General features: G+C 68.0%; 22 protein-coding genes. 10 read left to right on the top strand and 12 right to left on the bottom strand.

Annotation, left to right across the window (positions count from 1 at the left end; translation table 11 throughout):
- Positions 1 to 61 precede the first annotated feature (61 nt).
- The 4 genes from ACPT9U_RS13275 to ACPT9U_RS13290 all read right to left on the bottom strand — a co-directional run bounded on the left by ACPT9U_RS13275 (position 62) and on the right by ACPT9U_RS13290 (position 3,671).
- Positions 62 to 982 carry a DMT family transporter gene (locus ACPT9U_RS13275; RefSeq protein WP_418364423.1) on the bottom strand — a complete coding sequence of 307 codons (921 nt, stop codon included), beginning with the start codon at positions 980 to 982 and terminating at the stop codon, positions 62 to 64.
- 124 nt (positions 983 to 1,106) lie between these two features.
- Positions 1,107 to 1,886, bottom strand: coding sequence for a hypothetical protein (locus tag ACPT9U_RS13280; RefSeq protein ID WP_435751280.1), 780 nt, complete (start codon positions 1,884 to 1,886; stop codon positions 1,107 to 1,109).
- 306 nt (positions 1,887 to 2,192) lie between these two features.
- Positions 2,193 to 2,396: a heavy-metal-associated domain-containing protein gene (locus tag ACPT9U_RS13285; protein WP_418364425.1), complete on the bottom strand. Its 204-nt coding sequence runs from the start codon at positions 2,394 to 2,396 to the stop codon at positions 2,193 to 2,195.
- 93 nt (positions 2,397 to 2,489) lie between these two features.
- Positions 2,490 to 3,671 carry a glycosyltransferase gene (locus tag ACPT9U_RS13290; protein ID WP_435751281.1) on the bottom strand — a complete coding sequence of 394 codons (1,182 nt, stop codon included), beginning with the start codon at positions 3,669 to 3,671 and terminating at the stop codon, positions 2,490 to 2,492.
- Positions 3,672 to 3,841: 170 nt separating this feature from the next.
- Here ACPT9U_RS13290 and ACPT9U_RS13295 point away from each other — a divergent pair, with 170 nt between their 5' ends.
- On the top strand, positions 3,842 to 6,409 hold the full coding sequence (locus ACPT9U_RS13295) for an EAL domain-containing protein (protein ID WP_435751282.1): 2,568 nt from the start codon (positions 3,842 to 3,844) through the stop codon (positions 6,407 to 6,409).
- Between the two features lie 68 nt (positions 6,410 to 6,477).
- Here ACPT9U_RS13295 and ACPT9U_RS13300 read toward each other — a convergent pair whose 3' ends face one another.
- The 7 genes from ACPT9U_RS13300 to lysM all read right to left on the bottom strand — a co-directional run bounded on the left by ACPT9U_RS13300 (position 6,478) and on the right by lysM (position 12,652).
- A complete protein-coding gene (locus tag ACPT9U_RS13300; RefSeq protein ID WP_435751283.1) occupies positions 6,478 to 7,326 on the bottom strand; it encodes an EcsC family protein in 849 nt (282 codons plus the stop codon).
- 67 nt (positions 7,327 to 7,393) lie between these two features.
- Positions 7,394 to 8,065, bottom strand: coding sequence for a DsbA family oxidoreductase (locus ACPT9U_RS13305; RefSeq protein ID WP_435751284.1), 672 nt, complete (start codon positions 8,063 to 8,065; stop codon positions 7,394 to 7,396).
- A gap of 46 nt (positions 8,066 to 8,111) precedes the next feature.
- Entirely contained in the window at positions 8,112 to 9,530 is a 1,419-nt protein-coding gene (yegQ, locus tag ACPT9U_RS13310; protein WP_435751285.1) for a tRNA 5-hydroxyuridine modification protein YegQ, read from the bottom strand.
- A 68-nt stretch (positions 9,531 to 9,598) separates the two neighbouring features.
- Complete coding sequence (locus tag ACPT9U_RS13315; RefSeq protein WP_435751286.1) at positions 9,599 to 10,231, bottom strand: trimeric intracellular cation channel family protein; 633 nt, start codon at positions 10,229 to 10,231, stop codon at positions 9,599 to 9,601.
- 27 nt (positions 10,232 to 10,258) lie between these two features.
- A complete protein-coding gene (locus ACPT9U_RS13320; protein WP_435751287.1) occupies positions 10,259 to 11,620 on the bottom strand; it encodes a TIGR03862 family flavoprotein in 1,362 nt (453 codons plus the stop codon).
- 31 nt (positions 11,621 to 11,651) lie between these two features.
- Positions 11,652 to 12,074 carry an acyl-CoA thioesterase gene (locus ACPT9U_RS13325; RefSeq protein WP_435751288.1) on the bottom strand — a complete coding sequence of 141 codons (423 nt, stop codon included), beginning with the start codon at positions 12,072 to 12,074 and terminating at the stop codon, positions 11,652 to 11,654.
- A gap of 95 nt (positions 12,075 to 12,169) precedes the next feature.
- On the bottom strand, positions 12,170 to 12,652 hold the full coding sequence (gene lysM / locus ACPT9U_RS13330) for a peptidoglycan-binding protein LysM (RefSeq protein WP_435751289.1): 483 nt from the start codon (positions 12,650 to 12,652) through the stop codon (positions 12,170 to 12,172).
- Between the two features lie 271 nt (positions 12,653 to 12,923).
- Here lysM and gdhA point away from each other — a divergent pair, with 271 nt between their 5' ends.
- The 9 genes from gdhA to ACPT9U_RS13375 all read left to right on the top strand — a co-directional run bounded on the left by gdhA (position 12,924) and on the right by ACPT9U_RS13375 (position 22,130).
- Positions 12,924 to 14,267: an NADP-specific glutamate dehydrogenase gene (gene gdhA, locus ACPT9U_RS13335; RefSeq protein WP_418364435.1), complete on the top strand. Its 1,344-nt coding sequence runs from the start codon at positions 12,924 to 12,926 to the stop codon at positions 14,265 to 14,267.
- A 166-nt stretch (positions 14,268 to 14,433) separates the two neighbouring features.
- Positions 14,434 to 15,075 carry an MBL fold metallo-hydrolase gene (locus tag ACPT9U_RS13340; protein ID WP_418364436.1) on the top strand — a complete coding sequence of 214 codons (642 nt, stop codon included), beginning with the start codon at positions 14,434 to 14,436 and terminating at the stop codon, positions 15,073 to 15,075.
- Positions 15,076 to 15,216: 141 nt separating this feature from the next.
- On the top strand, positions 15,217 to 17,370 hold the full coding sequence (locus tag ACPT9U_RS13345) for a hypothetical protein (protein ID WP_435751290.1): 2,154 nt from the start codon (positions 15,217 to 15,219) through the stop codon (positions 17,368 to 17,370).
- Positions 17,371 to 17,427: 57 nt separating this feature from the next.
- A complete protein-coding gene (locus ACPT9U_RS13350; RefSeq protein ID WP_435751291.1) occupies positions 17,428 to 18,303 on the top strand; it encodes a branched-chain amino acid ABC transporter permease in 876 nt (291 codons plus the stop codon).
- Between the two features lie 44 nt (positions 18,304 to 18,347).
- Entirely contained in the window at positions 18,348 to 19,289 is a 942-nt protein-coding gene (locus ACPT9U_RS13355) for a branched-chain amino acid ABC transporter permease (protein WP_435751292.1), read from the top strand.
- 78 nt (positions 19,290 to 19,367) lie between these two features.
- Entirely contained in the window at positions 19,368 to 19,598 is a 231-nt protein-coding gene (locus ACPT9U_RS13360) for a hypothetical protein (protein ID WP_435751293.1), read from the top strand.
- Positions 19,599 to 19,698: 100 nt separating this feature from the next.
- Positions 19,699 to 20,856 carry an ABC transporter substrate-binding protein gene (locus ACPT9U_RS13365; RefSeq protein ID WP_435751294.1) on the top strand — a complete coding sequence of 386 codons (1,158 nt, stop codon included), beginning with the start codon at positions 19,699 to 19,701 and terminating at the stop codon, positions 20,854 to 20,856.
- Between the two features lie 4 nt (positions 20,857 to 20,860).
- Positions 20,861 to 21,496 carry a flavin prenyltransferase UbiX gene (locus ACPT9U_RS13370; protein ID WP_435751296.1) on the top strand — a complete coding sequence of 212 codons (636 nt, stop codon included), beginning with the start codon at positions 20,861 to 20,863 and terminating at the stop codon, positions 21,494 to 21,496.
- 31 nt (positions 21,497 to 21,527) lie between these two features.
- Positions 21,528 to 22,130, top strand: a complete 603-nt coding sequence (locus ACPT9U_RS13375; RefSeq protein WP_435751297.1) for an LON peptidase substrate-binding domain-containing protein — start codon at positions 21,528 to 21,530, stop codon at positions 22,128 to 22,130.
- Between the two features lie 16 nt (positions 22,131 to 22,146).
- On the opposite strand, the gene mutY is transcribed toward ACPT9U_RS13375, so the two are convergent.
- Complete coding sequence (gene mutY, locus ACPT9U_RS13380; RefSeq protein ID WP_435751310.1) at positions 22,147 to 23,211, bottom strand: A/G-specific adenine glycosylase; 1,065 nt, start codon at positions 23,209 to 23,211, stop codon at positions 22,147 to 22,149.
- Positions 23,212 to 23,281: the final 70 nt, after the last annotated feature.

Below are 23,281 nucleotides of genomic sequence, written 5' to 3' on the forward strand. Positions count from 1 at the left end.
GCCCCGCTCCGCGGCGACGGGCCACGCGTGCCGCCAATTGCGTGGCGGCCCTTTCCGGCGTTCAGCGTGAGCGGAATCCGCGCAAGCGCGAGAGCGCCGCAGGCGGCAGCGCGCCGAGCAGTGCGCCGGCCGACACCACCATGATGCCGACGATGGTGGTGAGGCCGAGCGCCTCGCCCAGGATCAGGAAGGCGCCCACGGCGGTGACGGCGGGCACCAGCGCCAGCATCATCGAGGCCTCGCTCGCGCCCACCTTCTGCACCGCGTAGCTGTAGAAGCCGCCGGCCACCAGCGCGGCGATCACGCCCTGGTACACGCCTTGCAGCGTGATCGCGCCCCAGCTCTGGGCGGCCAGATTGCCCGGCAGCCAGAGCAGATATACCGGCAGGTAGGCGAGCGCCGAGAATGTGGCGATTCCCAGCATCCCGTATTGCGGCTTGACCTGCCAGCGCCGCATCAGCAGGCCGAACACCGCCCAGCACAGCGCGGCAGCGAGGAAAAGCAGGTCGCCGACCCATTCACTTCCGTGCGCGGGCGCGAGCAGGCTCTCGAAGCCGATCAGCAGCAGGCCGGCGGTCGACAGCAACAGCGCGATAACGGTGGGGCGGGCGATGCGAAAGCCGCTCGTCACCGCCATGATCACGATGGTCCAGAACGGGATGCCACCATTGACGAACACCCCGGCGTGCGCGCTCGGCGCGAACGCGAAGCCGGAATAGACCAGGATGCCGTAGCCCAGCCCGGCCACCGCCGCGAGCACCATGTGGCGCGGCCAGTCCCGGCGCGGCACGAAATACAGGTAGAGCGGGAGCGCGATTGCGCCCGATACGCCGAAGCGCAGCGCGGCGATGTCGAAGGGCGTGAAGCTGGCGGTGGCGCCGAAGCGCGACACGATGTTGAAGCCGGACCAGAACACCACCACGGCGAGCGCGGCGAGCAGGCCGCGGACGGCGTCGGCGTGGGAGGGGTGGTTGTGGGGCAATTTGGGTCCGTGGAGCGTCGGGGGTGCGACTGTAACCGTTCGTTCGCCGGCAGCACAGTGCGTATCGGCGCTGACAGGGTGTGATCGGGCTGAGAGGGGCCTGTGGCCGGCGTGGCCTGGATGGTCAGAGCATCAGAATCGGCAGCCTTCTCACCGCCTTGATCAGGATCTTGTAGATGTCCAGGTCGAAGGTCGGGCGGCCGGACTCCAGAATGCTGGCGAGCATGGCTTCGTCGGTGGCGGTGCCGAGCCAGCGCCAGCCGTCGATGACGTGGAGTGCCTCGCCCTCGCGCAGGCCGATCGGGCCGGGCCAGGTCCAGTGCTCGACCTTGAGCGTGTGCAGGGCCTCGATCAGGCGCAGGGCGTGGGCCTGGGGGGATTCGCCGCCGTGGCAGGCACCGCGGCAGCGCTTCAACTGGAAGCCGAAGCAGCGCGCGCCCTGGGGTTTTTTTTCCAGGCCGAGCAGGGGTGGGCACAGGGCGTGGTCGCGCGCGAGGGCGCGCAGGCGGTTTGTCGCCTCGCGGCGGGTGCGGAAGAAGCCGTAGAGGTCGTCGCGGCGGCCGAAGTCGAGGTCGGCGGCGTGCACCAGCTCGAGCCGCCAGTCGCCGACGATGTCGGTGGCGAGGCGCCAGGTGCACAGCTCGCGGTTGCGGCGCAGCTGGCGGTTGTGGGTGGGCTGCAGGCGCTTGATGAGGCGGGCTTCCTCCAGCAGCGCGCCGATCTCGCCAGCGGTCTCGATCCACTCGATGTGGCGCACCTGCTGGGAGAGGCTCAGCTCGCGGTCGCTCTGGTGGTCGGCAGCGAAGTGCGACAGCACGCGGCTGCGCAGACGGGTGCTCTTGCCGATGTAGAGCGGCAGCTCGCCATCGGTCTCGCCGCCGCGTTCGCCGTAGAACAGATACACGCCGGGCGTTTCGGGCAGGCCGGCGATCTGTTCGGGGTCGAGGTGGGGCGGCAGGCTGGGGTGGCCGTGGTCGAAGCACGCGTTGTGGGCGACGAAAAGGCGGCCGTCGAGGCGGTTGAAGACCTCGTCGGCGATGTCGGCAAAGCGCGGCGCCGCCGGTGGTCTCGATGTCGACGAAGGCGAGGCCGCCGGGCGTATGGCAGGGAAAGGCGTTCAAGGTACGCGGGAGGAAGGCGCTGTGGGCACGGGCTTGCCGTTGCCATTCCGGCGGGGCGCGGTCGATCCGGCCGCGCTGCGGGTACTACTTCAGCGCACGCCGAAACCGGCGTCCTCGATGGCCTGGTGGATGTCGGACTCGGACACGAGGGCGCCGTGCTCGATGCTTGCGGCGCCGGTGTCGAGCGCGATCTCGAGATAGCCGATGCCGGGCAGGTCCTGGATGGCGTTGGTCACGAGGCGAAGGCACTGCTCGTCGCGCATGCCGGTGATGGTGAGGGTGGTGGTCTGCATGGTGCGAATCCGACTGTGAGGAATGAACTGGGTTCCCCACATCTTGTCTGTGGCGGTCGGCGGCGGCAAGGCCGCCGACAGGCCGCCTGGGGGTCAGGCTGACGTGCCTGCCGCCGAATCCGCGGTGTGGTGCGCGAGTTGGCGTCGATACAGATCGGCGAGGCGTGCGGCCATCATCTGGTCGCCCCACTCGGCGGCGTGGAGGCGCGCTGCGGCGGCGAGCTGTCTGCGCAGCCGGAGGTCGGCGAGCACCGCTTCGACTTCGGCTGCGAAGCCTGCCGGGTGATCGGGCGCGGTCCGTGTGCCGCGTTGGGGGGAGAGGATGTCGGTGGTGCCCATCGAGGCCAGCGCCACCACCGGCAGCCCCGCAGCCATCGCTTCGAGCAGGACCAGGCCCTGGGTTTCGGTGCGCGAGGCGAACACGAACACGTCGGCAGCGGCGTAGCAGTCGGGCAGCCGCTTGCGGCGCTCGAGATAGCCGACAAAGCGCACCGTGCGTGCGAGCCCGTCGCGCAGCACGCGCTGTTGCAGGCTTGGCGCGGCCGGGCCTTCGCCGGCGATGACGAGCACGAAGCCCGGGTGCCGGGCGCGGAGCAGGGCGGCAACTTCAAGCAGGAAGCCGATGTTCTTCTCGTGCGCGACGCGTCCGATGTAGAGCGCCATCGGGGCGTGCTCGGGGATGTCGTACAGACGGCGGAAGTGAAGCCCGTCGCCGGCAGCGAAATCGCGCACCGGAACGCCCGTGGGCAGGATCTCCATCGGCGTATGAACGCCGTAGCCGGCGAGCCGCTCGTGCATCGCGGTAGAAGGCACGACCACGCTGTCGACCGCGTTGCACTGGGCGCGGGACACGCGCCGTGCCAGCGCGCGCAAGGCGCCAGCGGGCAGGAAGGGGGCGTAGTGGTGCAGGTACTCCTCGAAGAAGGTGTGATAGGTCAGCAGCACCGGGCGGGCGTGGGCACGTGCGGCGCGCAGGCCGGCGCGGTGGGCGGCAAAGGGGGTCTGGATGTGCACAAGATCGCAGCCGGCTGCCTCGCGCAGCGCGGCCTTGTGCATTGCGCCAGCGCGAACCAGCCGGTCTTCCGGGTCGAAGGGCAGGCGCAGGCCGGGGATGCGCACGATCCCCGGGGCTTCGGCTTCGTTGCCGTAGCGTGGCGCGATCAGGCGCACCTCGACGCCGAAGGCGGAAAGGGCGTTGCGGAAGGTCGCGATCGACGTGGAGACGCCATTCACCCGCGGAAAGAAGACGTCGGAAATCATCAATACCCGGATCATGAGTGCAGCATGCGCGGCACGTGTTACCGGGCAGTGAATTGCACAGGGTGTGATCTCGTCGACACGGTTCGCGGCGTATCGGTGCGACAATGGAATTTTTAATGCCCGGGTCGTGGCGGGCCGGCCGTTGCCACCGGGTTCCGGGCCACACCGCACCTTCTGTCCGTCAAATGAATCACCCAGAATCCATCGACTCCCTTGTCGACGAGCGTCTCCCCTTCCCCTACGCGAAGGAAGTGCGCGTCGGCAACGTCATCTGTCGTGACCTGCTCGAATGCAGCCCGGATGTTCCGCTGCACGAGGCCGCGCGTCGCATGAGCGAGCGCCGTGTCGGCTCCATCCTGGTGGTCGAAGGCGACGCCGTGCTGGGAATCTGGACCGAGCGCGATGCGCTTGCGGTGGATTTCGACGACCCCGAGACCTTCGAGCTCGCCGTGGGCGCGGTCATGAACGCTCCGGTGCGCACGGTATCCGAGGCGGTGCCGCTGCATGATCTCGCGGTGCGCTTTCGTGAGGAGCACCTGCGCCATCTGCTGGTGGTGGATGAGGACGGGCGCCGCATCGGCATCGTTTCGCAGTCCGACGTGGTGCTGAACCAGGGCATCGAGCACTACCTGAAGCTGCGCCGGATCGACTCCCTGCTCAAGGGCAGGCTCAGCGCGCTGCCGGCCTCTGCCGGCCTGGGAGAGGCGGCGCGCTGCATGCGCGAGGCCGGGCTCGATGCGGTGGCGGTGGATTTTGGCGAGCAGGCCGGCGATAGTGCCGAGGGGCGGTATGGCATCCTCACCGAGCGCGACGTGACCCGCCTCGTCGCGAGCCGCGTGAGCGATTGTCCGCTGGGTGAGCTTGCCACCCGGCCTCTGGTGGTCTGCGCCGACACCGAAAGCCTGTACCGGGTGCGTGCCCGGCTCGCCGAACGGCGCATCCGGCATATCGGCGTGCTCGGTGCCGATGGCGCGCTGATTGACCTGATCAGCTTCAAGGATATTCTCAGTGGCATGGAGCTGGCGTACGTGCACGAGCTGCAGCACGCGCTGCGCGCACGCGACCAGGCGCTGAGCAGCTCCCAGCGCAACCTGTATCTGGCAGAGAAAGTCATCGAAAGCTCGCTCGAGGGCATTCTGGTGACCGACGCGGACGCCCGCATCCTGTCGGTGAACCCCGCCTTCACGCGCATGACCGGGTATACCGCGGAAGAGGTCATCGGGCTCAACCCCTCGCTGCTGAACTCTGGCCGACAGAGCCCCGCCTTCTATGCGCGCATGTGGGAGAGCCTGCTGCAGGAGGGCCAGTGGCAGGGCGAGGTGTGGAACCGGCGCAAGAGTGGCGAGGTAAGCCCGCAGTTGCTGCACATCACCGCGATCCGCGACCGAGAGGGGCAGCTGACGCACTACGCCGCGCTGTTCACCGACATCAGCCGGCTCAAGGAGACCGAGGCGCGCATCCGCGACCTGGCCTATTACGACCCGCTCACCGGCTTGCCCAACCGCCGCCTGCTCGAAGACCGCCTGCAGGTGGAACTGGCGCATGCCGCGCGGTTGCGCTGCCGGCTGGCGGTGATGTTCGTGGACCTCGACCGCTTCAAGCGTATCAACGACAGCCTTGGCCACGAAGTCGGCGACCGGCTGCTGGTCGAGATCTCGCAGCGCCTGCGCGGCAGTCTGCGCGAGGATGATACGGTGGCGCGCATGGGGGGGGACGAGTTCCTCGTCATTCTCAACAACCTCGCCGGGCCGGACGAGGCCGCGATGATGGCGCGCCGGCTGGTGGGCGCCCTGCGTCGCCCGGTCCAGATCGAGGGCCGTGAGCTTGTGGTAACGACCAGCCTGGGGATCAGCATCTACCCGGACGATTCGCAGGATGCCAACACCCTCATCAAGTACGCGGACGTTGCGATGTACCGCGCCAAGGATGAGGGGCGCAACAGCTTCCAGCTCTTCGAGCCGGCGATGAATGCGCGCAGTCTGGAGCACCTCGCGCTCGAGACCGCCTTGCACCGTGCGCTACCACGCAACGAGTTGCTGCTGCATTTCCAGCCGCTGGTGGAGCCGGCCACGGGCAGGCCGGAGGCGGTAGAGGCGCTGCTGCGCTGGCAGCACCCCGACCTGGACCTGGTGTCGCCCGCCGATTTCATTCCGCTCGCCGAAGACACCGGGCTGATCGTGCCGATCGGCGAATGGGTGTTGCGCAACGCGTGTGAGCGTCACCGCGAATGGCGCGAGTCCGGCGGCGGATCGCTGCGCATGATGGTCAACATCTCGGCGCGCCAGTTTCGTGATGAGGGGTTCGTGGCGATGGTGGGCAGCGTCATCGCCGAAACCGGCATGCCGCCGGAGTGCCTGACCCTCGAGCTGACCGAGAGCATGCTGATGGATGCCACTGACCGTGCGATCGCCCGCCTGGAGCAGCTGCGTGCGCTGGGCGTGGGGTTGGCGATCGACGATTTCGGCACCGGCTATTCTTCCCTGGCCTACCTCAAGCGCTTCCCGATCGACGAGCTCAAGATCGACCGCCTGTTCGTGCGCGGCATCGATCGCAACACCCGGGATGCCGCGCTGGTGTCGGCGATCATCTCTCTGGGGCACAGCCTGGGGCTGCGGGTGGTGGCCGAAGGCGTGGAGACGCCCGGTCATCTGAAGGTGCTGCAGAACGAGGGCTGCGATCTCGCGCAGGGCTTCCACTTCAGCCGGCCGCTGCCGTGGGCGCAGTTCGTGGAGGATTTTGGCGGGTCGGCCTGAGCGAGGTTCGCAGCCGGATCAAGGCCTCGCACCGCGTCCGCCCGCCGCGCTTCGCCCTGCGTGCAGCTTCAGCGCGAGGAGCGGGTGTGGAACGCGCGCCTTGCCTCGTGCACGCGCGCATCCTCGGCCTCCAGGCGCCGCCACGCCGCATGCACCGCGTCCCGGCCGTAGTGGCGCTCCAGCCTGCGTACGGTGAAGTGGCCACGGCTCACGTCCTGGAAGTGGTCCATGAACATCAGGTTGATCGTCGCTCCGGCTGCTGCACCGATGCCCGGCACCAGCATGCCGGCCGCTTTCTGCGTGAGCTGTACCTTGTAGCGCGCAGCCACCATGGTGATCAGCCGCGCCAGCGCGGGCGCCCCCTCGCTGCTCAGCCCCTTCTGCGCGAAATGGCGTGCCGCTTCCGACACCGTGCCCGCCAGCGCTGCCCGTACCGCGTAGTAACCCGATTCGGCAGCGTCGTCGCTGCTTGCGTTGCCGCCGAGCGCAAACACCTCGAGTGCGGCCAGCCGCACCCGCGCATCGGAGATGTCCTCGCCCTCGCCACGCGCGATGTCCAGGATGGCCCGCATGATGAGCACCGTCGACAGCGGGATCTCCACGGTCAGCCCGGCCACGCCGAAGGCGCCGCCGCCTGCGCCGCTCACCGAGCCGAGCAACTTGTGCAGCCGCGGAGAGGCCTCTCTGGGCGCGGGCTGCAGCGTGCGCGCAGCAGTGTCCATCGCCTTCATCAGCGCGTCGTGTGCGAGCGCGCCGACCTTGCCGCGCCAGCTCGCCGGAAGTCGGGCCATGCCCTTTTCGAGCGGGCTGCCGATGAAGCTCGACAGCCGCGCGGCCAGGCTGGGCCGTTCCAGCAGCGCCCTCGCCTCGGCCAGCGCGCGCAGATCGGTGTCGGTGAGAAGGGAGGAATTATTCATTGCGCTGCGGTTCCAGTCGGTGTGCTGCGTGGTCAGACGCACGCAAGCCGCGCGGCGTTCCCCGTGGTCAGGACGGTTTGCCCGTCTCGAGCGACTGCAGAACGGCTGCGCCCAGCACCGCGGCCGACTGCGCGCCCGAGACCGCCATGCGACGGTTGAGGATGAAGAAGGGCACGCCCTCGATCCCCTGCTTGCGTGCGCCGGCCGCCATGCGTTCGACGGCTTCGATGCTACCGCGACCGTCCAGCCACTCGCGAACCGTCTCGCTGCGCTCACCGCAACTGGCTGCGGCAATCCCGGCCAGCGTGTCGCGATCGCCGATGTCGCGGCCTTCCTGGAAGTGGGCGGCAAACAGCGCATGTGCCAGCGTCCGGATGCGCTCGGGCTTCTGCCCCTGGGCCTGGGCGCGGTACATCAGGCGGTGTGCGTCCAGAGTGTTCGGACGCAGTGTGATGCGCTCGAAGGCGTAGTGCAGCCCGTCGGCCGAAGCGGCTTCACGCACCTTGTCGAGCGCCGCTTCGGTCTTGATCGGCCCGCCGAACTTGCTTTCGAGGAATTCGCGATACGGCTCGCCTGTGGCGGGGGTGTCCGGGTTGAGGAAGAAAGGCAGCCAGTTCACCCTGGGCTCGAGGTCGGGGCGGGATGCCTTCAGTTCCTCCAGCGCACGGTCGAGCCTGACCTTGGCAAGAAAGCACCAGGGGCAGACGAAGTCGGAAACGAGGTCGATGTTCAGGATCATGAAGGGCTCCCGGATTTCAGGGGGGCTCCATCGCATGTGCCCCCGGTTACAGGAAGCGGGCGATGAAGCAGGGCTGGGTCGGATCGGCGTCCGCGGGCAGCGGCAGCCAGACACGACGGCCGCTGCCGGGAACGCGGTCGATGGCTCCACCGTCTGCAGCGAGCAGGCGTGCGAGCGGCTGCGCGAAGTTGCCGGCGGGTTGAACGAACTCGAGCCGGTCGCCTACGCCGAAGCCGTTCTTCACCTCGACTTCGGCCAGACCGCGCGCGGCATCGAAGCCGACCACCTCACCCACCAGCAGGCTGCGGCCGGACTCGGAGTGGCCGCGCAGGTAGTTCTGGTGCTCAGGGGTCGCGTGGCGCTGGTAGAAACCGTCGGTATAGCCGCGGCTCGCCAGGCCTTCGAGCTCGCCAAGCAGGCGTGGATCGAAGGGGCGACCGGCGGCTGCATCCTCGATCGCACGACGGTAACCCTGGGCGGCGCGGGCGACGTAGTAGGGGCTCTTGGTGCGGCCTTCGATCTTCAGCGAATCGACGCCGATCTCCACTAGGCGTTGCACGTGCTCGATCGCCCGCAGGTCCCTGGAGTTCAGAATATAGGTGCCATGCTCGTCTTCCTCGATCGGCATCAACTCGCCCGGGCGGGTGCCTTCCTCCAGCAGCCACACCTTGCTGCCACCGATGTGGCGCGGCCCGCCACCCAAGGCGAGGTTCGTCGCGGTGTGCTGCCGGTCGCGGGTTGCCGTGCCGACCGCGCCAGCTGCCTTCGGGTTGCCGATCGGCGCGCTGCCGCAGGCCTGTACGTCGCCTGCGCCATCTTCCCCGGCTTCATGCAGCGTGTAGTCCCAGCGGCAGGAGTTGGTGCAACTGCCCTGGTTCGGGTCACGATGATTGAAGTAGCCCGACAGCAGGCAGCGCCCGGAGTAGGCGATGCACAGCGCGCCATGCACGAAGACCTCCAGCTCCATGTCCGGGCAGGCGTCGCGGATCTCGGCGACCTCGTCGAGCGAGAGTTCGCGCGACAGGATCACACGCTTGACCCCCACCGACTGCCAGAAGCGCACAGACGCGTGGTTGGTGGTGTTGGCCTGCACCGACAGATGGATCGGCACCTCCGGCCACCGCTCGCGCACCATCATGATCAGTCCCGGGTCGGCCATGATCAGCGCGTCGGGCTGCATCGCGATCACCGGTGCCATGTCCTCCTCGAAGGTGCGCAGCTTGGCGTTGTGCGGGTAGATGTTGGCGACCAGGTAGAACAGCTTGCCGGCGGCGTGGGCCTCATCAATGCCCGCGGCGAGTGTTTCGAGCTGACCGAAACTGTTGTTGCGCACGCGCAGCGAATAGCGCGGCTGTCCGGCGTAGACCGCATCCGCGCCGTAGGCGAAGGCGGTGCGCATCATGTCCAGGGTCCCGGCGGGGGCGAGCAGTTCGGGGTGGCGCGGAGGTTTGGGCAGGGCGGGCATCGGGCGGCTGGAGCGGGCAAAACGGCATTCTACCCGTGCTGCCACGGATGGCCCGCGCGGCGGCGGGCTCAATCCGTCGGCTTCGGCCAGGCGGGCAGGCGCAGATCGAGCGCGACGGCGAGCAGGCGCGAGCCAGTCGCCGCGCCAATGCCGGAAAGGGTGGAAATCGGCAGCGGCAGGCCGACCGTGTCCAGGGCGATGAACACGCCGCATCCGAACAGCGCACACAGCGCATAGGGGCGGTGGTCGCTGTAGACCTTGGGGACTTCGTTGCACAGCACGTCGCGCGACACGCCGCCGAAGATCGCGGTGATCACGCCCATCATCATCGCCACCAGCACCGGCATGTCTGCGGCCAGCGCGATGGTGGCACCGGAGATCGCGAACAGCCCCAGGCCGCAGGCGTCGGCGAATTCCATCAGGTGGCCGCCGAACTTGTGGCGCAAGGTCTTCAGCCACAGCGGGGTGGTCAGGACCATGGCGAGCACCAGCCACAGGTATTCCTGGCTCTGGATCCAGAAGAAGGGCCGGCGATCGAGCAGGATGTCGCGTACCGTGCCGCCGCCGAAGGCGCTGACGAAGGCGACCGAAAACACGCCGACGATGTCCATGCGCTTGCGCGTGGCCTCGATCAGGCCGGACATGGCGAAGGCGATGGTGCCGCCGACTTCGATGGCGATGAGGAAGGGGTGCAGGTTCATGGACGCTTCACGCAGATGCGGGGCTGGTCATGTCTGCATGCTAGCGCGGCTGGGCGCCGCCGTGCTTGTTCCGTCTCGTCCCAGCCAATGCAGCATTCCCTGTGCCGCAGCCACGCCGGTGGCGAAGCAGGCCGTCAGCAGGTAGCCGCCGGTGGGGGCTTCCCAGTCCAGCATCTCGCCGGCGACGAAGACCCCGGGGCAGGCCTGCAGCATCAGGTGCGCGTCGAGCGTCTCGAAGCGCACTCCGCCCGCGGTGCTGATCGCCTCGTCGATCGGGCGGGTGGCGATCAGGCACAGCGGCAGGGCCTTGATGCCCACGGCCAGCCGTGCGGGGTCGTCGAAATCCGACTTCGCCAGGCATTCGCGCAGCAGGCCCGCCTTGACCCCCTTGATGCCGACCTGGCTTTGCAGATGGCTCGCCATGGAGCGACTGCCGCGCGGACGCCCGAGTTCGGCGGCGAGGCGTTCCGGACTGCGCCCGGGGGCTAGGTCAAGATGCAGCGTGGCGGCGCCGAGCGCGCGAAGAGTGTCGCGCAGGGGCGCAGACAAGGCGTAGATCAGCCCGCCCTCGATACCGGTCGCGGAGATCAGGCACTCGCCGGCGCGCTCGTGCACCGTTCCGCCCGCGTCCGTGCAGCGTGCGGTCACGGATTTCAGCGGTTGACCACGGAAGCGCTCGCCGAAATGCGCGCTCCAGCCTGGGCCGGCCGCGCCGGCGACGTCGAAGCCGCAGTTTGCCGGCAGCAGCTCTGCGACGTCCGCTCCGGCGCCGCGCAGTACCGGCACCCAGGCTCCGTCCGAGCCCAGCCTGGCCCAGCTTCCACCGCCCAGTGCCAACAGCACGGCGTCGGCTTCGACGATGCGTTCGCCGGTGGGCGTGGAAAAACGCAGCCGCTGGTCGGCGGCCGGCCCGGCCCAGCCCAGCCAGCGATGCCGCACCGCGAAGGCGACGCCGTGCGAGCGCAGATGGGCGAGCCAGGCGCGCAGCAGCGGTGCAGCCTTCATTTCGGTCGGAAAAACGCGCCCCGAACTGCCGATGAAGGTGTCGATGCCCAATCCGCGGGCCCAGATGCGCAGCGCGTCCGGGCCGAAGCGTTCGAGCATGGGCGCGATCAGCGCCTGCCGCGCGCCATAGCGCGACACGAATTTTTCCAGCGCCTCGCCATGGGTGAGGTTGAGCCCGCCGCGCCCGGCAAGGAGGAACTTGCGGCCGACCGAAGGCATGGCGTCGAAGACCGTGACGGCGAGGCCGGCCTGGGCGAGCGTCTCTGCCGCGATCAGCCCGGCCGGGCCGCCGCCGATGACGGCGACGTGCGGGCACGGGGCGAGCCCGCCGCAATGCGGGCGGACCTGCGGTCGGTCGCCGTCGGGTCGGTCAGGGCTCGACATGGGAACGTGGGGCGCGGACGGAACGGGGGGATCAGGCAAAGTGGCGATGGAAGCCCACAGGCACCGGCGCCTTCTGGCGGGCTGCGTAGTCGAAGAATACGATCCCGGTTTTGCCGCGCGCGACTTCACGCCCACTGTCGGCCTCCGACATGCGCCAGGCCAGGTCGCAGCCGTGGGCGTGGAAGTCCGTTGCGGCGAGCTCGATGCGCATCACTTCGCCATGGAAGGCTTCGGAGCGGTACTGCACGGCGGCATCGGCGACGATGATGCCGTAGCCTTCCACGTCCATTTCCGAATAGCCCAGGGACTTCAGGAAGCGCGCCCGCGCTTCCGACACCACGCCGAGCAGTTGCACATGGTCGAGGTGAGCCTGGTAGTTGATGTGCGAGATCAGCAGCGGGACCTCGGTGGCGAAGGGAAACTGTGCGGGCAGTTCGATACGGATGCGGGCCATGTCGGGCGGAGGCGTGAACGGAAAGAGGCCCGAGCGTACTGGTCCGGGCCTCTCGGGGGCAAGCGCCGCGCGCGGGCGCGACCTTTGCGCGGGGGTCAGGCCTGCGGCGGAATGCGCAGCACCTGCCCGGGGTAGATCTTGTCCGGGTGGCTGAGCATCGGCTTGTTGGCCTCGAAGATCACCATGTACTGGTTGGCGTTGCCATAGAACTTCTTCGCGATCGCCGAAAGCGTGTCGCCGCGCACCACGGTGTGGAACTGCGCTTCGGGCTCGGGGCGGGCAACCGACATGCGGTTTTCCACTTCGGCTACGCCGGCCACGTTGCCCGCGGCCAGCATGATCTTCTCGCGTGTCGCCTGGTCCGGAGCGGTGCCGGTGATCGTGACCAGCGACTGCGTCGCATCGAAGCTCACGCCCAGGTCGGCAGGTGCGAGCTTGAGCGCAAGGATGTAGTTGTGGATGGCCTCGGCTGCCTTTGCATTGGCAGCAGCGGGGTCGGTTGCGGGGGTTGCGGCACTGGCCGTGCCGGTGCCGAAGAGTTTTTCACCGGCTTCCTTGATGAACGCGAACAGACCCATTTGATTCTCCTGTGCTGGGGATATGCAAGATTGAGGATAACCCCCCAGCAGGGTGAAGATCCATCCAGCGCAGCATCCGCTCGCCCCGAAATGGTGCGCGCTCATCCATATTGGCTAATTCGTGCCTGTTTGATGCAGATCATGCACTGTATTGGTGGGTTTGATGCATAATTATGGCCAATCATTGCGATGGCTTCGGGTTATACCGAGGCCATCGCGTGCGCGTGTCCGTTAGTTTTCTCGTGTCCAACCAATCCATGGGTCCAACATCATGAAATATCAGTCCCTCGAGGAGTTTCTGGCCTACGTCGAACAGCGCAACCCTGGCCAGCCCGAGTTCTTGCAGGCGGTCAGCGAGGTCATGGAGAGCCTGTGGCCCTTCATTTCGGCCAACAAACGCTATGCCGAGCACTCCCTCCTCGACCGACTGATCGAGCCCGAGCGCGTGATCATGTTCCGCGTCTCGTGGGTGGATGACAAGGGTGACGTGCAGGTCAATCGCGGCTATCGCATCCAGCACAGTTCGGCCATCGGCCCGTACAAGGGCGGCCTGCGCTTCCATCCTTCGGTGAACCTGTCGATCCTGAAGTTCCTTGCCTTCGAGCAGACCTTCAAGAACGCGCTCACCACCCTGCCCATGGGCGGTGGCAAGGGTGGCTCGGACTTCGATCCCAAGGGCCGCAGCCCGGGTGAAGTCATGCGCTTCTGCCAGGCTTTCATCAGCGAGCTGTATCGCCACGTGGGGCCGGACACCGATGTGCCGGCGGGCGATATCGGCGTGGGCGGCCGCGAGGTCGGCTTCATGGCCGGCATGATGAAGAAGCTGTCGAACAATGCCGCCTGCGTGTTTACCGGCAAGGGTCTGTCCTTCGGCGGTTCGCTGATCCGCCCCGAATCCACCGGGTATGGCACCGTCTATTTCGCCGACGCCATGCTCCGTCACGCTGGCCGCGACATCAAGGATATGCGTGTTTCGGTGTCTGGCTCGGGTAACGTCGCCCAGTACGCGATCGAGAAACTGATGGAACTCGGCGCCAAGCCGATCACCTGCTCCGATTCGAGCGGCACCGTGATCGACGAGGCGGGCTTCACCCCCGAGAAGCTGGCGATCCTCATGGAGATCAAGAACCACTACTACGGCCGCGTGGCCGAGTATGCCGAGCGCGTCGGCGCTCGCTTCGAGCCGGGCGTTCGCCCCTGGCACGTGCCGGTGCAGGTCGCCCTGCCGTGCGCGACCCAGAACGAGCTCGACGGCAACGATGCCGCCACCCTGGTCAAGAACGGCGTCGTCGCCGTGGCCGAGGGCGCCAACATGCCGAGCACCATGGAAGCCGTGAAGATCTTCGAGCACAACGGCGTGCTGTATGCGCCGGGCAAGGCCTCCAACGCCGGTGGCGTGGCCACCTCGGGTCTGGAGATGAGCCAGAACGCGATGCGCATGTCGTGGACCCGCGACGAGGTCGACGCCCGCCTGAAGGAGATCATGCTCGGCATCCATGCCGCCTGCCTGAAGTATGGCGAGCGTGAGGACGGTAGCGTGAGCTACTCCGATGGCGCCAACGTGGCCGGCTTCGTGAAGGTCGCCGACGCGATGCTCGCCCAAGGCGTGGTCTGATCGAACGTCGGCTTCAGGTCGGCAACGGTGAGAGCGGGCTTGCCCGCGAAGCGGCTCCTGATCGGACGCTGCTTTGCGGGCAAGCCCGCTCCCGCGTTCACGCGCCGGACGTGTCCGCTCATCGGATAAACTCCGGGCCGAATCCACCTCTACAGGAGCTCTCCCGATGATCCAGGCCACCATCGTCCCGGTCACCCCCTTCCAGCAGAACTGCAGCATCCTGTGGTGCGATCGCACGAAGAAGGCGGCGGTGGTCGACCCGGGCGGCGACATCGACCGCATCCTTGCTGCGATCGACAAGCTCGGGGTCAGCGTGGAGAAGATCCTGATTACCCATGGTCACATCGATCACGCAGGGGGAACGGTCAAGCTTGCGCGCGAACTCCGCGTGCCGGTCGAGGGGCCGCAGGAGGAGGATCGCTTCTGGATTGAAGGCATGCCGCAGCAGAGCCAGATGTTCGGCTTTCCCGACGTCGAATCCTTCGAGCCCGACCGCTGGCTGCATGATGGCGACACGGTCACCGTCGGCGAGGAGACGCTGAAGGTCATCCATACGCCCGGGCACACGCCGGGGCATGTCGTCTTCGTACACGAGGGCGCCCGTTTGGCCATCGTCGGCGATGTGCTGTTCGCTGGTTCGATCGGTCGCACGGACTTCCCGCGTGGCGACCACCAGACGCTGATCCGCTCGATCCGCGAGAAGCTTTTCCCGCTCGGCGACGACATCACCTTCATCCCCGGGCACGGGCCCACCTCGACCTTCGGCGAAGAGCGCGACAGCAATCCCTTCGTCGGCGCCTACGGCTGAGCGCTGCCGCTCACGGCCGGCCGCGGGCGATGGGGGCGCGCGCATGCCCAGCCCGATTGTTCCCAGTCCAATTCCGGCGCAATATTCCCGTGTTGTGTGCGCCGTGGAAGCGCCCCGGTGCGCCTGGACAGGGAGAGTACGATGAGCAAGGACAAGAAGGGCCATCCGTGGCGGTTTTTCCGTTCGGGCGGTTTCGATCAGGTGCGTATCGAGACGGCGGACGACCTTCGCCACCTTGGCGAGCTCGACCAGAAGCTGTGGTCGGCGCTGGCCTGTCCCACTTCTGGGCTGGAGTTCGACTCCCGCACGCTGCAGTTGCTCGACGCCGACGGTGATGGCCGCATCCGTGTGCCCGAGATTGTCGCAGCGGCGAACTGGGTATGCGCAGTGCTGCGGGAGCCCGAGGTACTGTTCCGTGGCGTCGACGGCCTGCCACTGGCTGCGATTGACCCCGACCACCCGGAGGGCGCCCGCCTGCTCGCGACCGCGAGGAAGGTGCTGGCCTACCTCGACAAGGCGGATGCGGAGCAGATCGCGGTCTCCGATCTGACCGACACGAGCCGGCTGTTCGCTCCCGATCATCTCAACGGCGATGGCATCGTGCCCGCCGAACTCACCACCGACGCTACCCTCGTCAGGGCCATCGGCCTGATCATCGACGGCTTCGGCTCGGCTGACGACCGTAGCGGCAAGCCCGGCGTCGATGCAGAGCGCGTCAATGCCTTCTTCGCTGCGGCGCAGGCCTTGTCCGACTGGCAGGCGCAGGCCGAGGCAGACGCGGCGACCCTGTTGCCGCTCGGCGCGGACACCGGGGCCGCTGCCGCGGTTTTCGAGGCGGTGCGTGACAAGGTCGAGGATTATTTCACCCGCTGCCGTCTCGCCGCTTTCGATGAGCGCGCGGTGACGGCGCTCAACCCGGCCGATGCGACCTACGCGAGCCTTGCCGTGCAGGCGCTCGATGCCAGTGCCGAAGGCGTCGCGGCCCTACCGCTGGCCATGGTCGGGCCGGGACGCGCGCTGCCCCTCGAGACGGGCCTGAACCCCGCCTGGGAGGCGGGCATCGCCCGCCTGCGCGATACCGTGGTGCAGCCGGTTTTCGGCGTGCGCGAGTCGCTGTCTTGGAGCGAATGGCAGGCGCTCTCCCGGCGCTTCGACGCCTACCGCGCCTGGATGGCCGCAAAGCCCGCCAACCCGCTTGCGGCGATGGAGATCGCAGAGTTGCGCGTGCTGCTCGACAGCGGCGTGCGCGCTGCACTCGATGCGCTGATCCAGCAGGACCTCGGCGCCGAAACCGCTGCCGCCCAGGTCGACGCGCTCGAGCGTCTGGTGCGCTACAACCGCGACCTGGTGCAGTTGCTGCGCAACTTCGTGACCCTCAGCGATTTCTATGGAACGCGCGAGAAGGCGATCTTCCAGGCCGGTACGCTGTATCTCGACCAGCGCAGCTGCGAGCTCTGCCTGCGCGTAACCGACATGGGTCGGCATGCGGCGCTCGCACCCCTGTCCGGCACCTACCTGGTCTATTGCGACTGCGTCCGCCAGGGCGAGGCCCCGATGACCATCGTCGCCGCGCTCACCGGGGGCGATGCCGACGAGATGATGGTGCCGGGGCGCAACGGCGTGTTCTATGACCGCCAGGGGCGCGACTGGAATGCCAGTGTGGTCAAGGTGGTCGAGGCTCCGATCAGCGTGCGCCAGGCCTTCTGGTCGCCTTACAAGCGCATCGGTCGCATGATCGGCGAGCAGATCCAGAAGTTCGCCGCGGCGCGCGAGAAGGCCGTGGACGAGCGCGCTGCGGCGGGCGTTGCCGGAGCCGGCGCCAAGGTCGAGGCACCTCCGGCTCCGGCCCCCGCTCCGGCCTTCGACATCGCCAAATTTGCGGGGATCTTCGCCGCCATCGGCCTTGCGCTCGGCGCACTGGGCACGGCGCTTGCGGCCGTGGTGTCCGGCTTCCTGTCGCTGCCTGCGTGGCAGATGCCGCTGGTCGTCGTCGGCATCGTGCTGCTGATCTCCGGTCCGTCGATGCTGCTCGCCTGGCTCAAGCTTCGCCAGCGCAACCTCGGTCCGCTGCTCGATGCCAACGGTTGGGCAGTGAACACCCGTGCGCGCATCAACATCCCCTTCGGTGCTGCCTTGACTGGGGTGGCCGCACTGCCCGCAGGGGCCTCGCGTTCTTTGTCCGACCCCTATGCGGAGAAGGGCTCTCCCTGGGGCACCTGGATCTTCCTGCTCATCGTCGTGGCTGCTGTCGTGGCCGCGTGGCAGCAGGGTCTGCTGGCGCGCTTCCTGGGCTGAACGGCTCCCCGGTGGCATGGGGCTTCTGCCGACCAGGATCGGCTATGCTTCGGCCCCATGCTCGCCTTCATCCAGGTCCTCACCAGTGGAATCGCGATCGGCTGTGTCTACGGCCTGGTCGCGCTTTCCTTCGTGCTGATCTATAAGGCGACCGAGACTGTCAGCTTCATGCAGGGCGACCTGCTGATGCTCGGGGCCTTTGCTGCGCTGGCGCTCCACCTGGGCCTGGGGTGGCCCTTGTGGCTCGCTGCGCCCGTCGCGGTGGCTGCCGCCGGAGCGCTGGGGGCAGCGCTGGAGCGCCTTGCCCTGCGCCGCGCGATCGGGCAGCCGCATCTGGTCGCAGTGTTGCTCACTTTCGGCCTGGGGATGATGATGCGCGGCGGTGTGGCCTCGGTGCCGGCCGCAGCGCAGGATACCTATCGCCTGCCCTTTGCCGCGGATACGGTCGCGTTTGGCCCGCTCGTGCTGGCTTCCAGCCACCTCTGGGTCGTGGGCGCTACATTTCTCCTCGCAGGCGCGCTTGCGGCTTTCTTCCATCACACGCGCACCGGGCGCGTGCTGCGTGCCTGCTCCGAGGATGCTCGTACCGCGGCGCTGCTCGGCTGGCCGGTGGCACGCATGCACACGCTGGCCTGGGCGCTGGGTGCCGCGGTGGCGGCGGTCGCCGGACTGCTGCTTGCGCCGGTGACCTTCGTGCACCTGAACATGGGGTTCATCGCGCTCAAGGCGTTCCCCGCCGCAGTGCTGGGCGGACTCACCAGCCTGCCTGGGGCGCTGCTGGGCGGCGTGTTCCTGGGCGTGGTCGAGGCGGTCGCCGGTCTGGTGCTGCCGGAAGGCGTCAAGGACATGGTGCCGTATGCGCTGCTGTTGCTCGCGCTGCTGCTGTTTCCGCAAGGGCTGGGTGCTGGGCGTGCGGCCCGCGCCAGCGTGTGAGACCGAGGGTGCGGGGCGCACTGCTTCCTGCTTCATGCCGGCGCATGGATGTGCGTGACGTGGCGCGTGCGGCGCTGCCGTGGGCCCTGGTGGCCCTGGTGGCGGGGTTGGCGCTCGGTGTCGACTACGCGCTAGGCAAGGCCACCCTGGTGCTGACCTATGCGATCGCAGGCCTGGGTGTGGTGATCGTGGTTGGCCAGGCGGGGCAGATCGCGCTCGGTCAGGCAGCTCTGGTAGCGCTGGGTGCCTACACCCAGGCGGTGCTGGTGCGTCATGGCGTGCCGGCCCTGCTGGCGGTGCCGGCGGCGGTGCTGGCCGGGGCGCTGGGCGGCGTCCTCGCGAGCCTGCCTGCGCGCCGCCTCGGCGGGCTCTATTTCGGCATGAGCACGCTCGCCTTCGCGCTCATCGTCGAGGAGGGCCTCGCTCGCTGGGAGTCGGTTACCCATGGTGCGGCGGGCATGGCGGTCGCGGCCTTCGGTATCTTCGGCTGGCAAGCTACTACGACAGCGGCGCAGGCGCTGGTGAGCCTGGCTGCGCTGTTGCTGGCGCTGCTGGCCTGCCGACGCCTGCTGGATCTGCATCATGGTCGGGCGTGGCGGGCGGTGCGCGACGATGAGGCGGCAGCAGCGGCCTGTGGCATTTCGCCCGCAGCGACCAAGATGCAGGCCTTTCTGGTCGGCGGTGCGCTGTCGGGGTTGGCAGGCGCGCTGTACGCGCACTGGATCGGCTTCATCAGTCCGGAGCAGTTCGGCCTGGTGTTCTCCTTCGAGCTGCTGATGCTCGCCTTCATCGGTGGTGCGCGCCGGCTGGCAGGCGCAGTGTGGGGGGCGCTGGTGATCGTCGCCATTCCACCGACCATCGCGCTGCTGCGCGATCTGCTGCCGGGAGAGTGGGCGCGTACGGCGGGGCTCGAGACGGTGGCCTTCGGCGCGGTGATCGTCGCCGTGGTGCTGCTGCGCCCGGCCGGTCTCGCCGGGAAGGATTGAGCGCGGCGCTTGAATTTTGCGTTGCAGCAGACGATAGTTAGAACTTCCCTGCAACGCCCTTTCCGGAGCCCGAACGCGATGAGTGCCTGGAGTTGTCCCCACGATCTGAACGGAATCTGCCAGCGGGTACGCGGCGCGATCTGCGAACCCGGCATGCGCGGCTGCGAACTCGAAGGCAAGGTGCGTTTCGCGCGCGAGGAACTGAACCAGCCGAGAAAGCCGGTGAAGGCGCCTGCTGCCGATGTCCGGCCCGAGCGCACGCAGGCCAGCAAGGCCGTGCCCGCGCCGCGCCGCCGTCTGCCCTTCTGAGCGCGGCGTGCGCACCGGTACTTCGCCCCACTTGGCCTCAGCCCGTCTCCACTTGCCTCCAATTGCATCCACTCGCCGCAGCTTCCGGAGCCCGTCCTTCATGAGCCTCCTGCGCCGCCTCGCGCTTCCGCTCTTCGCCAGCCTTTCCATGCTGAGCTCGGCCCCGGCCGTCGCAAGCGACGAAGACATCGTCGTCGGCACCATTTCCGACCTCTCGGGCCCGATTGCCATGCTCGGTGTGCCGGTGCGTGACGGCATGCTGATGCGCTTCGACGAGGTCAATGCCGCGGGCGGCGTGCACGGCCGGCGCATCCGGCTGGCGGTCGAGGATGCCGGCTACGACCCCAAGCGCGCAGTGCTCGCCGCGCGCAAGCTGGTGCAGCACGACCGGGCCTTCGCCTTCATCGCCAACATGGGCACGCCCGTGGTGATGGCCACGATGCCGATCATCGTCGATGCGGGCCGTCTGCACCTGTTCCCGTTCTCGCCGCACCGGGCGACCTACGAGCCGCTGCATCCGCTCAAGTTCCAGAACTTCGCGCCCTACTACGATTACATGAAGGCCGCGACCGCGCACATGGTGCGCGAGAAAGGCTATGCGCGCGCCTGCCTGCTGTACCAGGACGACGACTACGGTCTCGAGGTCATGAAGGGCGTGGAAGCCGGGCTGAAGCAGCAGGGGCGCGAACTGGTCGAGCGCACCAGTTACAAGCGCGGCGCGACCGACCTCTCCAGCCAGATCGCGCGACTGCGTGCAGCGCGATGTGAGTTCGTGGTGCTCGCCACCGTGGTACGCGAGACGGTGGCCGCGATGGCCGAGGCACGCAAGATCGGCTGGGAGGTGGACATGCTGGTCACCGCCTCGGGCTATTCGGCGCAGACCCACGAACTGGGCGGCGACGCGGTGGAGGGGCTGTACGGTGTTTCGGTTCTGCCTCACCCTTACGCCGAAGGCGCCCGCCCCGAGCTTGCCGACTGGATCACGCGCTATCGCGCACGCTTCAACGCCGAGCCCAATGTGTGGAGCGTGATGGGCTATACCCTGGCCGACCTCTTCGTGCGTACCGCCTCGGCCACCGGACCCGCGCTCACGCAGGAAGCCTTCGCGCGCACGCTGGAGCGCATCACCTTCCCGCCTGACTTCTTCGGCAGCCCGGCATACCGCTTCAGTGCGGAAGACCACCTCGGTAATCGCCATGGTCGTCTTGCGCAGATTCGAGGTGGGCGCTGGGTTCCCGTCACCGACTATCTGGAATGATCCGGTGAACGCGCCCGCCACCGTCACCGTTGCCTTCACGGGGGCTTCCGGTCTGCCGTACGGGGTGCGCCTCGTCGAGTGCCTGCTGCAGGCCGGCTGCAAGGTGTGGCTGCTGTATTCGCAAGTGGCACAGATCGTCGCGCGCCAGGAGATGGACTGGCAACTGCCTGCGCGCCCGGCCGAGGTCGAGGCCGAGCTGTCCGCGCGCTTCCATGCCGCGCCGGGCCAGTTGAGGGTGTTCGGCCGCGAGGAGTGGTTTGCCCCGCCGGCCTCCGGTTCCAACCCGCCGGACGCCATGGTGGTCTGTCCGTGTACGATGGGCACGCTGGCCTCGATCGCCAATGGTCTGAGCCAGAACCTCATCGAGCGTGCCGCCGACGTGGTCATCAAGGAAGGCCGCAAGCTGGTGCTGGTGCCGCGCGAGACGCCGTATTCGGCCATCCATCTGCAGAACATGCTCGAACTTGCCCGCCTGGGCGTGTGCATCCTGCCGCCCAACCCGGGTTTTTACCACCACCCGCAGACGGTGCAGGATCTGATCGATTTCGTCGTCGCGCGCATCCTCGACCAGCTCGGCGTGCAGCATGCGCTGATGGCTCGCTGGGGCGAGGCGCGCATCGGGCCGGTACAGGCGTGCTGAGCCTGGCGCTGCGGCGCCACTGGAGAACACCATGAGCGAGGTCTGCGAGCGACTGCCCCTCTTTCCCCTCAAGACCGTGCTTTTTCCTGGTGGCGTGTTGCCGCTGCGCGTCTTCGAGCCGCGTTACATGGACATGGTGACGGGCTGCATGCGTGAGGGCGGCAGCTTCGGCGTGTGTCTGATCGCCGCTGGCGAGGAGGTGGGCGAGACGGCGGTCCCGCACCCGGTGGGTACCGAGGCGTGTATCGAGGCCTGGGACATGGAGCAGGCCGGTGTGCTGAGCCTGGTCACGCGTGGCGGGCGGCGTTTCCGTGTCGAAGATCACGAAGTCGAGCGCGATGGCTTGTTGGTGGCGCGCGTGCGCTGGCTGGATGAGACGCCTTCCGGGGGCGTTCCCGAGGCGCAGGCCGAGGTGCTGCCGCTGCTGCGCGCGATCGTGGCCGAACTCGGCGAACGCCTGCCGCCTCCGCACCGCTTCGACGATCTGGCCTGGGTGGGCGCGCGCTATGTGGAGTTGCTGCCGATTCCGCTGCTCGCCAAGCAGAAGCTCCTGGAACTGGATGATCCCCTGAGTCGTCTGGAGATCGTGCAGCAGTTCCTGCGCGAGCACGGCCTGCTTTCGAACACCGCCTGAGGGCGTTTGGCCGGCGTCATCCCAGCGTGAACAAACCGGGCGCGGAGAGGGCGTCTACGATGCGCCTTACTGGCGCGGGCAGCGCGGCGCCCTCTCGAGCGTCCAGCGCCAGCCATTGCAGCGCTGCTGCGTCGGCGCACAGGGGGGGCCGAGTTGCGGAGCGGATCAGGACGGGCTGCAATTCGAGCACGAAATGCGTGAAGGCATGGGTGAACGGGGTGAGGGGCGAGGGCTGCGCCCGCTCGAGCCCGAAGCGTGCCATCGCCCAGGCGCTGATATCGTCTGTGGTGTCCGGTATTTCCGGTAGCGCGAGCAAGCCGCCCCAGATGCCGGCAGGAGGTCGGCGTTCCAGCAGCACGGCGTTCTCGTGCAGGATCACCGCGTAGCGCGCGCTGCGCCGTGGTACTGCTTTCTTCGGGCGCGGGGCGGGCAGTGTGGCTACGCGGTCTTCCCGATAGGCCACGCAGTCGCGCTGGAACGGGCAGTGCGCGCAGGCCGGGCGGCTGCGTGTGCATACCGTGGCACCGAGATCCATCTGCGCCTGGATGTAGCGGCCGATGTCGCGCTCGGGCAGCAAGGACTCGGCCAGGGCCCACAGGCGCTCTTCGACCGCACGTTCGCCCGGAAAACCGTCCACGCCGAAGAGGCGGCACAGCACGCGCTTGACGTTGCCATCGAGGATGGCGACACGCTCGCCGAAGGCGAAGGCGGCGATGGCGGCTGCGGTAGAGCGCCCAACCCCGGGAAGGGTGGCGATCGTGGCGGCCCTGTGCGGGAATTGGCCGGCGTGGTCGGCCATGATCATGCATGCGGCACGGTGCAGGTTGCGCGCGCGGGCGTAGTAGCCCAGCCCGCTCCAGAGCGCCATGACGTCCTCGACCGGCGCCACCGCCAGGCTGCCTACGTCGGGAAAGCGTGCGAGGAAGCGCTCGTAATACGGGATCACCGTCTCCACTCGCGTCTGCTGCAGCATGATCTCGGACAGCCAGATGCGGTATGGGTCGCGACCGTGCTGCCAGGGCAGGTCATGGCGACCGTGCGTGCGCTGCCAGGCGCACAGGCGGTGGGCGAAGTCGTTCAGGCGAGGGATATTCATGCGTGACCTGCGGTGGATCGGTGATGGGGTTCTCGACGCTGCACCCCCGGGCAGG

Source organism: Thauera sp. AutoDN2, assembly GCF_051280715.1.
GTDB lineage: Bacteria > Pseudomonadota > Gammaproteobacteria > Burkholderiales > Rhodocyclaceae > Thauera.